Annotated in this window: 10 protein-coding genes and 1 pseudogene; all 11 read right to left on the reverse strand. The window is 39.0% G+C overall.

What is annotated here, in order from left to right:
* Positions 1-243 precede the first annotated feature (243 nt).
* Positions 244-1,008 carry a hypothetical protein gene (locus TI10_RS17340; RefSeq protein WP_049584650.1) on the reverse strand — a complete coding sequence of 255 codons (765 nt, stop codon included), beginning with the start codon at positions 1,006-1,008 and terminating at the stop codon, positions 244-246.
* 155 nt (positions 1,009-1,163) lie between these two features.
* On the reverse strand, positions 1,164-2,579 hold the full coding sequence (locus TI10_RS17345; protein WP_049584651.1) for a tail fiber assembly protein: 1,416 nt from the start codon (positions 2,577-2,579) through the stop codon (positions 1,164-1,166).
* A gap of 493 nt (positions 2,580-3,072) precedes the next feature.
* Entirely contained in the window at positions 3,073-4,557 is a 1,485-nt protein-coding gene (locus tag TI10_RS17350) for a pyocin knob domain-containing protein (RefSeq protein WP_049584652.1), read from the reverse strand.
* A gap of 582 nt (positions 4,558-5,139) precedes the next feature.
* Positions 5,140-5,973, reverse strand: coding sequence for a gp53-like domain-containing protein (locus tag TI10_RS26180; RefSeq protein ID WP_244161643.1), 834 nt, complete (start codon positions 5,971-5,973; stop codon positions 5,140-5,142).
* A gap of 1,081 nt (positions 5,974-7,054) precedes the next feature.
* On the reverse strand, positions 7,055-8,071 hold the full coding sequence (locus TI10_RS24135; RefSeq protein WP_074524966.1) for a hypothetical protein: 1,017 nt from the start codon (positions 8,069-8,071) through the stop codon (positions 7,055-7,057).
* 128 nt (positions 8,072-8,199) lie between these two features.
* Positions 8,200-8,838: a hypothetical protein gene (locus tag TI10_RS17365; protein ID WP_049584653.1), complete on the reverse strand. Its 639-nt coding sequence runs from the start codon at positions 8,836-8,838 to the stop codon at positions 8,200-8,202.
* A gap of 783 nt (positions 8,839-9,621) precedes the next feature.
* Positions 9,622-10,179, reverse strand: a complete 558-nt coding sequence (gene cobO, locus TI10_RS17370; RefSeq protein WP_049584654.1) for a cob(I)yrinic acid a,c-diamide adenosyltransferase — start codon at positions 10,177-10,179, stop codon at positions 9,622-9,624.
* Positions 10,180-10,248: 69 nt separating this feature from the next.
* Positions 10,249-10,878: pseudogene (locus TI10_RS17375) on the reverse strand (NAD(P)-dependent oxidoreductase); the annotation flags it as partial.
* A gap of 19 nt (positions 10,879-10,897) precedes the next feature.
* Positions 10,898-11,758, reverse strand: coding sequence for a GHMP family kinase ATP-binding protein (locus TI10_RS17380; protein WP_049584655.1), 861 nt, complete (start codon positions 11,756-11,758; stop codon positions 10,898-10,900).
* Positions 11,751-12,824 (reverse strand): threonine-phosphate decarboxylase CobD, encoded by a 1,074-nt coding sequence (cobD, locus tag TI10_RS17385; protein WP_049584656.1) that lies wholly within the window; start codon positions 12,822-12,824, stop codon positions 11,751-11,753. Before cobD ends, TI10_RS17380 begins: the two co-directional genes overlap by 8 nt.
* A 29-nt stretch (positions 12,825-12,853) precedes the next feature.
* Positions 12,854-13,636 carry a uroporphyrinogen-III C-methyltransferase gene (gene cobA, locus TI10_RS17390; protein WP_049584825.1) on the reverse strand — a complete coding sequence of 261 codons (783 nt, stop codon included), beginning with the start codon at positions 13,634-13,636 and terminating at the stop codon, positions 12,854-12,856.
* Positions 13,637-13,839: the final 203 nt, after the last annotated feature.

Consider the following 13,839-nt stretch of genomic DNA (forward strand, 5'->3'; position numbering starts at 1 on the left):
CAACGCGATATATTGTAATCAAATACATCCCCAAAACCATTATATTCAACATTAGAAATTATTATTTCTATATCTTTTTTTCCTTCAATTATTTTCTCATTAAGTCACAAATATAACCTTAAAGCATTTTATTACACTCCCCATCACTGCCATTCAATAATATTCCATATTATTCATATATAGCCAAAATCCATATTTAAATTCTGGCTATATTCCTATGGCACTCACTGAGAGATTATTACCTTATACACCCAAATAAATTACCGGTATCATACTGACATTTAACGGGCGGTTTTCATCTGCCGTTGGTACGACCTTTGATGCATCAAAAGTGGCATATGCCGAATATCCATGATTACTATTAGCATTCGTTCCCGCAGCAATGACTGTTGCCGTACTCCTAACACCATAAAATACACCACTGGTACGAGTAAAAAGCCCATGCGCTTGCCATCCCAAATTACCTGTAATATTTCTAATCGCATCTCCCTGTATTACACCTGGTGTCAATCCAGCGCGCACAAATACCCCTCTTCCATCGGCAAACAGATTAGGCAGGTTGATTTTATTGCCATTCTGTTTGATTCCCCATGCTGCCTTATACGCATCTGATAAATTATTCAATGCCCGACCAACAGTTGAATCAATCTCATGAATAGCACCATTCGCAATATATTCTCCTTTAGCTAAATCTGATGCTGGATGTGCAGATAAATAGATATCACCCGGTCGCTTAGATCCGACATAAAAAGCTTTTTTTAATTGTGCAGTGAGTTTGGTTATATCACCATTATCCAAAACGTCCTCGCCAGATTGTTCCGCAATAAAATTAGCCACGATGGATGCCATTACTGACGTTTGACGTAATATTTTATTTAACACATGGGTAGGAACATTATACGGTGGAAATCCAGTCGACAATTCCGGCATCTCTTCATATAGTTGCTGGCTTACTACATTAGCATTATTACTAGTAGAAAAAGCTTTAAAATCATTTTTTGCGCTCATATATATCCCCTTTAGATTAAATGATATTATTTTATAATTAACATATTGAATCACTATTAGATGATTGACATTAATTCATGCAGATTAGAATCTAGTTCAAAAAATAATTAAATATTCTTGTAATATGAATAATCTATTTATTCAGACTATCTTTATTACTTCGGCTGTTGCGGCCACTCAACATCAGGAGCCAATGAAATATTAACTTTGCTCAACATTACTCTATATTTCTTCCATTCCAATAGAACTGTTTTTTCTGCTTCGGAAGCAATACCTAAATCAACAGCATCTTGTAGTGGCGCAACAAGATTATTGGCTTTAATCAATAACTGAGATTTCTCATGTTCTGCTTGCTGTATTAGTTTCTCTTTATCAGCAACATAAACATTATCAGATTCTACTTCCGTATTCTCCCCAACAGCCTTGTCAGAAGGTTTATTCAATGAGTTATATTCTTGCGCCCAAGGTGTCCACGGACTATCGTGAAATTGGCTACGTGTATATACTCTACTGCTGTTATAAACAAAATAACGCTGAATAACGCCTGCCGCTTTCAATACAATAAGCGAACCAGCGAACGGCTCAGGGTAATTCGCGCCATTTTTAGCATGAGCATTATATTCTTGATAATAAATCCCTGGAGTTTTATAACTATTTAAATCCGCGTTATCACCTAAATTAATCGACTGCCCGGCAAAGATATCTTGAGAGGTAATATTGATATCCGCAGCTAACGCTTTTCCATTAACTTTGCGGAGCCCTGTGATATATCGAGAATCAGACTCTGCTTTTGCATACGCTCCAACCTCTCCAGCAGTAGGCCTATTCAATGTGTTATATTCTCTAGTCCAAGGAGTCCACGGGCTTTCATGAAATTGACTACGTGTATATACCCGGCTGCTGTTATAGACAAAATAACGTTGAATAACCCCGGCCGCTTTCAGTACAACAAGCGAACCAGCGAACGGTTCAGGGTAATTATTACCGTTTTTGGCATGAGCATTATACTCTTGGTGATAAATCCCCGGTATTTTGTAATTATCCAAATTCGCATTGTCGCCTAAACTATGCGCCTGCCCAGCAAGAATATCCTGAGAAGTAATATTAATATCCTCAGTCAATACTTTCCCGTTAACTTTTCTGGTATTCGGTATCCTGGTATTAATACTTTCACGCAATGAATTTATTATTTCCTGAACCAGCTTTTGCGTAACCGCTAGTGTGTCACTATTACCCACTACATCGGTAAGCTGAACAATACCTTTTCGTGTTAATGAGGCATTTGGAACTTCTGTTGCAATTTTTTGTTCTAAGGCTCTATTTAGTTGATCAGTAAGTTTAGCTATATTGCCATCATCCAAAATATCATTGCCAGATTGGGTCGCGATAAAATTAGCTACCACAGATGATATTGTTGACGATTGACGTAATACCTTATTTAACAGATTAACAGGAATATTATCGGATGGAAATCCAGTCTGCAAACTCTGGCTTTCTTCATACTTTGCCTGATTCACTACATTCGCATTATCACTAATAGAAAAAGCCTTAAAATCATTTTTAGCACTCATATATAACCCTCAAATTGAATAATATTATTTACAAAAGACACCTTTAATTACTGCAAAAATAACCTATCACAATTCACATCAGTAATAGTCTAGTTGATAAAAACAATAACAAAACATCCTTATGAATCAGAATATTAACTATTTTTGTATAATTTAAAAAAAGAAAATTAAATTTCACAGAATTACTCTCATATTTATTCTACATTTCTCACTCTAACTTTCCTGTTTTAAGTTACAAACTTAATTTTTCAGCATATTATATAAAAAAGATCTGATTTCAACTCTACATTTTACATATTAAATTATTTCAAAAATAAACTAATTTTATAATTTAAACATAAAATCCTCATTAATATATTTGGTCATTTAAAGAAAGTCTGACTCTTATTAACTACAGAAATCAGACTTTAATAGCTACTTAATTTAAACTGTTCAAGTTTTGAAAGGCAGTGCAAAAATAAAAAGCATTTACTTTTGCATTATAAATTATATATCAATATCCTACTGCAAACCAAAATGCAGAGCTTTCAGTCTCATATGCGCAATAATTAAATCCTGTTACAGCTAATTGTTTTGCAACAACATTGTATGATGATTGCGGATTAGATTTATCACCCAATGTCAACGAAACATTTACACAGGCATTAGGAAACTGAATTGGAAAATTAACGGGTGTATCATACGCTGCCCAATTCACGATCCCCCACTGATAAATCACTCCTGTATCCCCACATTTCCACCAACCATTCACTGATTTCAAAGCTGTATTTTTATTTCCTTTAGCACTAATTAAGCTATCTACTTCTGCTTTTGTATACCCACTAATAACTCTGTCAGCAGGTTTATTTAATGTGTTATATTCCTGGGCCCAAGGTGTCCACGGATTATCATGGAATTGGCTACGTGTATATACCCGACTGCTGTTATAAACGAAATAACGTTGAATGATTCCGGCCGCTTTCAATACAATAAGCGAACCAGAGAGCGGCTCAGGATAATTGACGCCATTTTTAGCATGAGCATTATAATCCTGATAATAAATTCCTGGTGTTTTACAGTAATCCAAATTCACATTATCACCTAAACTAATCGCCTGCCCACTCAAAATATCCTGAGAAGTAATAGTGACATCCGTAGATAAAGACTTTCCATTCACTTTGCGAATTCCCGCAATATATCGAGAATCAGCTTCTATTTTTGTATATGCGCCAATATCCTCAGCAGTAGGTTTATTCAGCGTATTATATTCTCTGGTCCAAGGTGTCCACGGATTATCATGAAACTGGCTACGTGTATATACTCGACTACTATTATAAACAAAATAGCGTTGAACTACTCCGGCCGATTTCAATACAACAAGAGAACCAGCGAGAAATTCAGGGTAATTAAGGCCATTTTTAGCATGAGCATCATACTCTTGATGATAAATTCCCGGCGTTTTATAGCTATTCAAATCCGCCTTTTCACCTAAGCTAATCGCCTGTCCACCCAAAATATCCTGAGAAGTAATAATGATATCCTCAGACAGTGCTTTCCCGTTAATTTTTCGAGTATTGGGTACCTTGGTATTAACACTTTCACGCAATGAATTTACTATTTCCTGAGCAAGCTTTTGTGTAACAGCTAATGTATCACTATCGCCCACCACATTAGTAAGCTGAACAACACCTTTTTGTGTTAATGAGGCATTTGGAACTTCTGTTGTAATTTTTTGTTTTAATGCCTTATTTAATTGCTCAGCTAATTTAGCTATATCGCCATCATCCAGAATATCACTGCCAGATTGGGTCGCAATAAAATTAGCCACGACAGATGCTATTGTTGACGATTGACGTAATACCTTGTTTAGCAAATTACTAGTGATATTATCTGGTGGAAACCCAGCCTGCAAACTCTGATCTTGTTCATATTTATCCTGACTCACTATATTAGCATTATTACTAATAGAAAAAGCTTTAAAATCATTCTTAGTACTCATATACACCCCTTAGATTAAATATCATTATTTAATTATTATTAAAGCAACCCACCATAATTTACGGCAGCCATAGTTTAATTCATAAAAATAATAATAAAATGTTCTTCTAAGTTAGAAGAATAATTATTTTTATATCATTGACAGCAAGAAAAAAAACCAACAAATTTCAACTAAAATTATATTCAAACCATTCATATTCAACATCTATAATTATTTCACTTTGTCATTACTTATTTTTATATTCCAGACTAAATTTTTCAATATTCTAACCCTAGAAAAATAAAAACACTGTATAAACGGCCTGTTTATTCAGGCCATTCAATATCAGGAACCAGTGAAGCATCTATCCTGTTTAGCACCGACAACTTCAATATTTTATTAATTAAAAGCGCAGCCTAAATAGACCGCGCTTTATCAATAATATGTCAAGACCATATGACTTTATTTCTACTTTAATAGCTTAAAGCAATTAACATCAGAAATGAATGAATTATCTTTGTTAGTAGTAAAAATATCTGCTGATTCTGATAAACCATTTTCATTCTCTACACAGTATTCATCCCTCAAAGGAATAATGTACTTTTAATATCCAATAGCCATCCAATGGACCGCTCGTGCCCGATAATCAGTGTTTAGCGCACCAACAGTTGTTGCTGTAAAAGATACTGCTGTAATCTCACCAACTTCAACAAAACAACGATCTAAGATCGGAGACGAAGGTTTTTTTCTACCATCAGGTGTCGCAACCACCGTTGTACATGCACTAGGAAAGCGAATAGGAAAGTTGACCAAATAATTATCACTACCAGTTACAACCCCCCACTGATAGATTATTCCTGTATCACCACATTTCCACCAGCCATTTGCAGATTTTAAAGCTGTGTTTTTATTGCCATATCGAACATCAGATTCAGATTTAGCATAACTCCCTACATCCCCAGCACTTAGACTAATATCATTCGACAACACTTTCCCATTCACCTTACGACTATTAGGTACTCTGGTATTAATATCTCCACGTAATGAATTTACTATTTCCTGAGCAAGCTTTTGTGTCACGGCCAATATATCACTATTGCCAATGACATCAGTAAGCTGAACAACGCCTGTCTGGGTTAATGAAGCATTAGGAATTTCTGTTGTAATCTTTTGTTTTAATGCCTTATTTAATTGCTCAGCAAGTTTGGCTACATCACCATTATCCATAATATCATCGCCAGATTGTGTCGCAATGAAGTTAGCCACAACAGATGATATAATTGACGATTGACGTAATACCTTATTTAATATGTGAGGCGTCATAGAATATGGTGGAAACCCAGTTTGTAACTCCGGGCTCTCTTCATATCCTTGCTGGCTTATTACATTAGCATTACTATTAGTAGAAAAAGCTTTAAAATCATTCTTTTGACTCATATACACTCCTTAAATTGAATAATATTATCTTATGATAAACATATTAAATTATTGTAAAAGTGACTTTTATTAATTCATTGCAACAATCATCCAGCTCATAAAAATAATAATAAAATCCCATTGCAACTTAAAGAATAAATTATCTCTATACAACTGATAGGAATAAATACCCAAATAAATTACAATCAAAAACACATCCAAAATAATTATATTCAACATTCGAGATTATTTTTCTGTTATCTTTCTTATTTTAATTATCCTATTCGGAGAAATAATAATAAAAACGGAAAGTTAATAACCCCTTTAAGCACAGTTTTATCTTGCTAGATTTGTATCAAATCGATAGATCGCCTGATTCTGGCTGTTCAGTATCCCCCACAAGATACGCTCACTTTGTCACCTAAAACTCTTATACCCGTTATCTTTCAAGTTGCCTCTTTGTTGGCTGCACTCACTCACCCCGGTCACCTAGTTATCTATGCTCCCGGGGATTCGCTCCTTTGCCGTCGCGATGCATCTTGAAATCCATAGGGTATATACAAAATTATTTTAATCTTTAAAATAATTTTTAAAAACCGCTTGACTCTGAAGTTTTTCTGATTAAAATCACAGCCACAATTTAGATTTTCGTGAAACAAATCACATTTTACCAATAAAGAGAGTTCATCATGAAATCTGTTACATCTTTCATATCAAGCGTTCACAACGTTGTTGTCTACCTCTCAACATCTCGCTTTCTGTAAGGCGACTTTTTGATCGATGCGTGAAAAGCCAGTTTCCAAGCTGGCTTTTATGTTCAGGGCTTAACCTCTGTCAAATTAACCCGCCAATCCATTTTTTTATTTCCTGGGTTATTTTTTACTTTCTTAATAAAATGACAGCAAGAAAACATCTGAAGATAAACCTGTTTCAGGAAATATTCTTTTATTTCCTGATTTCGTTTCAACTTTCTGCTAATAGTTGATGGACTTCAGTGCATTTTCCTTTAGAACAAGGATAATAGCGACTCACCCCCCCCTGAAAATGCACTTATTAGTTTAGCCGAATCTATTTGTTATTAATAATCCAATGCGTTAAGAATTCATTTCTTCAATAAAGCAACTTCATCCGCGTTTTTCTGGCATAACAGAGTAAGATTAGTAATAGAACGGGTAAGATTATCTATAGTACTCTCCAGCTTTTTAATATCCATTTCCAGTTGCTTATTTTTTATATCCAATGCACTCATTTTTTTCAATTCAGCATATAATTGCTGACCATTTACCGCCTCCGTACTGTTCCTGGAAATATCCCCGGCAGCAACATTCACAATCTTACGTTGATTACCCGGTCTTCCTACAGAAACAACATTCGATTTGCCGGCAACAGCATTTGCACCTAATGCAATGCTCCCGCTTGCTGTTACAGAGGCGTTTTGACCAATCGCGATTCCCTGTGACGCACTAACACTAACTTTTTGCCCCACGACAATAGCAGACGAAGAGTCGGATCTAGAGTCTGATCCTAATACAATACTCTTACTTCCTGTTACAGAGGAGTTTTGACCAATCACAATTGCCTGAGACCCACTGGCAGAAACCTTTTGCCCAAGAGCAATAGAAGACGAGCCGCTGGATACAGAACTATCTCCTAATGCAACACTCGCGCTTCCTGTTGCAGAGGAATTTTGACTAATTGCTACTGCTTGATTCCCTCTGGCAATAGCTTTTTTCCCCAGAGCAATAGCAGCCGAACCGCTGGATATAGAATCTGATCCCAATGCAACACTTGAATTTCCTGTTGCAGTGGAGTTTTGACTAATTGCTACTGCCTGAACCGCGCTAGCAACAACCTTTTGCCCCAGGGCAATAGAAGCTGAAGCACTAGATATAGAATCAGCGCCAATCGCAATTGGCCATATGACTTTATCATCCTTATTCTCTTTTCTACCCGCCAGTTGATTTTGCCCAATAGCAATAGCACCCTCGCTAATTGATTTAGAAGCTAGTGGTGAAGCGCCAATTGCTACAGCATATATTGCTGGCGCTTCTGCATTTCCCACAACAACTGAATCTTTACCAACTGTTTGATCGGTTATATTCATATTCTCTGTAGACATATATACCTCTTAATTTAGAAATTAGATTATTATACCCGTCATCTTTCAAGTTGCCTCTTTGTTGATAGGATATATCATATATTCTCAGCCTAATAGCCAAGAATATATGAAACAACAACCAACAGATATTAATAATTCAATGCATCAAGAAGTCGTTTCTTCAGTGCTGCAACATCATCCACACTATTCTGAACCAGCAAAGTAAGATTAGCTATATCGCTTTCCAAAGATTGAATCTTCTCTTCCAATTCCTTATTCTTCGCATCCAATAATATATCAATCCTTGCCGATTCAGCATGTAACTGCTGACCATTAACCGCCTCAGTACTGTGATTTGAAATATCCCCAGCCGCAACATGTATAATCTTACGTTCATGGCCGGTTTTTCCTACAGAAACAACATTCGGTTTATTAGCAATAGAATCTGCGCCTAATGCAATGCTCCCCTTTTCTGTTGCAGAGGAGTGTTGACCAATTGCCACCGCTTGAGCCGCACTAGCAGTCACCTTTTGTCCCAGAGCGATAGAAGCCAAGCCGTTGGATACAGAATCAGCGCCAATCGCAATAGGCCAAACGACTTTCGCATCACCTTGTTTACCCGCAAGTTGATTTTGCCCAATGGCAATAGCCGCTTCACTGATGGTTTTAGAATTTCGGGATGAAGCGCCAATTGCGATAGAATGTACTGCTGGCGCTTCTGCATGTCCAAGTACAACTGAATCCTTACCCGTTGTTTGTTCAGCTACATCGATATTTTCAATAGACATATTAAACCTCTTAATTTATAAATTAAATAACCATGCGTTGTTTGAAACTTAATAAAGTGTGCAACAGAATATGATATGGATTACGTGAACTCGTTTCTCATATCAAAACTTAAATTAACGTTATATTTATTCCGCCGACAATATTAGATATAAATGCCAACTTGTAAATAAATTAAAATTATTGGATGGTGGAATACATTGCATGGAATTTATTTAATGCATTATCAAGCTTTATGGAATATATATTCCACAAAGTCCATTACAACCAATTAATCAATCATTTCCATATTAATGGATTTTTATATACTTAATCTAAATGAACATAGGATAAGATTTTATTATTAACCTTAAATTGTTTAAGAAATAATTATCAAATATATATTTAACACTCTGAAAATACAATCACATTTGATTAATTATAATTTTAATAATAAATACTCTCAATGAAATTTTTTACCACTAATGATTTCGCAGCCTTCATAGACGATAATTCACTAACTAAATAAATTCCCAATAAGCTGTTGAAAGTTTATAATCTATTAGCCAAAAAAATTTCTTAATATCAATGATAAGAATCTTGAAGATAACTTATCATTTGGTTTATTAACCGAGGTAACATGTATTGAGTGATAAGCGACTCATCAAAATGCAGAATAATGGCAGAGCGTTTTCATAAATCTGGCACAGTATCAAATATAACCATGAGAGAAATTAATGTACTGGTTAAACAAGATAAAAACGTGAATCACTCTTCATCTGATGTAATAACGGGGAAGCGCATAATTAAGTGAAAGCATATTTTACGGAACGCATTTCACTAATAGTATCCGCCAGTTCAATTAATTCAACAGGGTAATCTTGTCCGGTAATGATCACCGTTTGATTAATTGGTCGTTCGCTTAATCCCTTGATAATTTCATCAAGGGATAAATAACCATTACTTATCATATAAGTTAGTTCACCGAGCACTACCAATGATAATTCAGGATCACGCATCATACGCAGCGCGTGCTGCCAAACCGCAGTACAAACAGCAATATCTTTAGTACGATTTTGCGTTTCTCCAGCCAAGTTCATTGATATTAGTTGAAATTCTACCCCATGCTGCTGTAACAAAACACGCTCACCGGCTGACCATTCATCCCTAATAAACTGGATAACACCGGCCTTTAATCTATGACCCAACGCTCGCGTAACCGTTCCCATTGCTGCGGTGGTTCTCCCCCTACCGTTACCAGTATAGATAATGATAATTCCCCGACTTTCCTGAGCGGCTGCGACTTGTGCCATAAATCTCTCTTTTTGCCGCTGTTTTCTCTGTTTATATCGTTCCTCGCTCATTTGCCCAGCTCCAATATATTAGTCAGTCAAAGAACAACTGTTCGTTTTGTCTGTATTTGCTTGAGATGATTCAGAGAATAATGTTTCTACTACCTGATCAACTTGTTGACGATCTTGGCTGACCAACGATTGTATTAATCGCTCATTAGTGAAAAACCGTTCCCAAAAGTGACGACGTGCCGCCAAATGATGAAAATGTCGCTTTACCCGTTGACGAAGTGTTCCACCATAAGCAGCCAGACGACCAAGATGCATCGGTAACAACCGTTCGAGTTTTTCACGCCATAATCTAACCAATACCGGCGCATTACCCCCGGAGGAGATAGCAATTACCAGCGGTGAGCGATCAATCACTGACGGCGTGATAAAACTGGCTTGCTGCGGCTCATCCACCACATTACAAAAAATACGGCGCTCCGTCGCACAATCATTCACATAGCCATTCACCGCTGTATCATTAGTGGCAGCAATAACCAGCCAACAACGTTCAAGCCAGTGAGGCTCAAACTCTCCGTGAATGAGTGTTACTTGGCCGTTATCCGCCCATATCTTAAATTGCGAGGTAAATTCTCTTGCATTAACTAATAGATGCGCGCCAGCGTCTAATAACAAACGCGCTTTACGCTCCGCGACCTGACCTCCTCCAACCAGCAGACAGGTTTTATCCCGGATCTGACAAAACATCGGCAAATAATCCAACATAAGTCCCCTCCTACAGTTAACGCACACCGCCCGGTATCATGGTCAGCAAGTGCTGACGAGGATAAAAACGCGTGACGCCTCGGTGTTTCAACCACCAGCATAGGTATTCAACATCATGATGGCGACGATCGCACAATAACCCGACAACACTGCCACTATGAGCAACGTTCAGCCCGTAGATCCCACTCCGTTCTACTAGTTCCAACAAGCTGTCAAATGCAGGTTTTACCGACAACTTTTGATTGGCCTGCGCACTGAGCGTCGTGGCTTCTCCCAATCTGAGACAATTCCGTGTCGCAACAGCCTGACAAAATAGTTTCCAGGCATGCTCTAGCATTGCGGCATTCTCCAGTAATGTCGGATGGCGATTTAAACGGTGATAATCAGCAGTAATCAAAGTTGCCGGACTTTCCAATAACAAAATGTCTATGGGCGGCTGCCAGTCACAGGCAATTTGAGTTTTACCTGTTTGATGATCGAACAAGGTAAGCTGGCTGAACAACGTGCTATCAGTAGGTTCAAGCTGTACGCAAAAGCTAGCCAGTGTCGTTTCATCAACGGTTTCCCCCAGATAACGCGCCGTCGCCAGCGCCGTAGCGGCAATATCCGCGGTACTACTTGCCAGCCCTTTTGCCACCGGGATCGTAGAGGTAAAGGAGATCCGTAAACCTCGCGCCATCTCCACCGACAAACCAAAATACGCCAGTACAATTTTCACCATTTGGCGCATACGGGGACGTTCATCTTTTCCCGGTACGCCATCTGTAACAGATACCTCGCTGAACCAATTCACCGGACAAGAGATCAATTTCTCACCGCCAAGGACCCATCCCTGGATAAGTTCACCACATGATGCCGGACAACGAGCTTTAGCCATAACCGAATACCTGACGTAACGCCGACACCAGACGGCGATTGTCATGCTCACCCTTGATAGCGACCCGATAATAATCAGCGTTCAAGCCTGAATAGTTAGCACAATGACGAATCAGTATTCTCTGTTTCAACAATGCTTGTTGAAGATTGATTTCCGGGCGCAAACAACGCAGGAAGATATAATTTGCCGAAGGAGGCCAAACACACAGTTCCGGTAAGGCGGTCAATGCCTGATAAAGCCAACGTTGCTGCTCCGCTAACCAACAGTGTGTTGCCTGAATGTAAGCGTTATCATTAAGCACAATTTCACCCGCCAACGCTGCGAAAGCGTTAATGGTCCACGGCTCCCGCCAACATTTCATTGCCCTGATACCCGCAATATCACCACTGACCAGATAACCAAGGCGCAACCCCGGAATAGCAAAAAATTTCGTTAGTGAACGCAGAATATAGAGACGGGGGAAATGCGTTATCTGAGAAATAAATCCGACAGTATCCGGGAGAAAATCGATAAACGCTTCATCGACAATCAGTGCAATATTATGCTGACGGCAACGTTCAAATATCACCTGCAACAGCACCGCATCCGGCATCAAACCGGTCGGATTATTGGGTGTGGCAAGAAACAGGCAATCAGGGCGACTGCGATCCAATGCTGCTAATAAACGTTCATCAGGCTGATAACCATCGGCTTCACTCATTACATACTCATCAATCCGGCAATCAATCCGCTGTAAGGCTTTCCGATATTCAGCAAATCCCGGTATCAACAGCATGGCACGACGCGGCTTAAGATAATTCACCACAGCATAAATCAATTCGGTAGCGCCATTACCCGCCATCAAGTTTTCAGTCGAACAATGATGAGCCTTCGCTAACGCTGCATGTAACCGGCGGTATTCTGTATCAGGGTAGCACTCTGCTCGCTGCAACTGGTCGATAATGGCCGTTCTCAGGGATGTCGGCATTCCCAACGGATTAATATTAGCGCTGAAATCAATTATCTCTTCCGCTGCAACACCGATTTTCAGCGCCATTTCCAGCACATTACCACCATGTTCGCTCATCAAATATTATCCAAATGTTAAACAGAAAATCAGAGTGCCATCAGTGATGGAACAGAAGACAACAACAAACGATCCCGGCTAAAAGCCAGTGTTTCCCGCAGACGTACCACATCACCAATCACAATCAATGCTGGCGCAGTCAATTTCTGAGCTGCCACTTGTTGAGCCAGCGTTAACAAGGTTGCGCTAGCAACTTGCTGTTGCTGATGGCTAGCATACATCACAACCGCCGCTGGCGTCGTCGGCGCTTTACCGCCAGCGATCAATTGCTCACAGATACTCGCCAGTTGCGTCATTCCCATTAAGATCACCAACGTACCTTCCAACTTTGCCAACGTCGCCCAATCCTGTGATTCATTTCCCTGACGCAGATGGCCGGTAATCACATGAAAACCTGATGCATAATCACGATGGGTAACCGGTATCCCGGCACAAGCCAGACCACCAATGGATGAACTGATGCCCGGTACCACTTCAAAGGGAATTTTCGCCAGTGCCAAAGCTTCCGCTTCTTCACCGCCACGGCCAAACACATAGGGATCTCCCCCTTTCAGCCGGACAACATTTAACCCTTGTTGCGCACACTCCACCAAGATCTGATTAATTTGCCGTTGCGGCACTGGGTGATAGTTCGGCGTTTTGCCGACATTAATCATTTGGCAATCATCGGGTGCTTCAGATAGCAGGTCCGGGCTGACTAATCGATCATAGACCAGCGCCTCAGCCTGACGGATACAATGTAACCCTCTGACAGTAATCAGCGCCGCATCGCCGGGACCGGCGCCTACCAACCAAACTTTTCCGCTATTCATCATATTGTTCACCCTGTAACGAAAGTCTGTTGGAAGATATATAACCGATAGCCAGCAACACGATCTGGTGTGAGATCAATAATTCTTCATTTTTATTAATGTATTGACGATAACTATCTGTCCTGACACATTGCAGCTTTATCTACTTGTTTCCCTTAGTAACTTTGCCCGGTATCTTGTATCTACGCCATTTTTATTATAAT

Source organism: Photorhabdus luminescens subsp. luminescens (assembly GCF_001083805.1).
GTDB lineage: Bacteria > Pseudomonadota > Gammaproteobacteria > Enterobacterales > Enterobacteriaceae > Photorhabdus > Photorhabdus luminescens.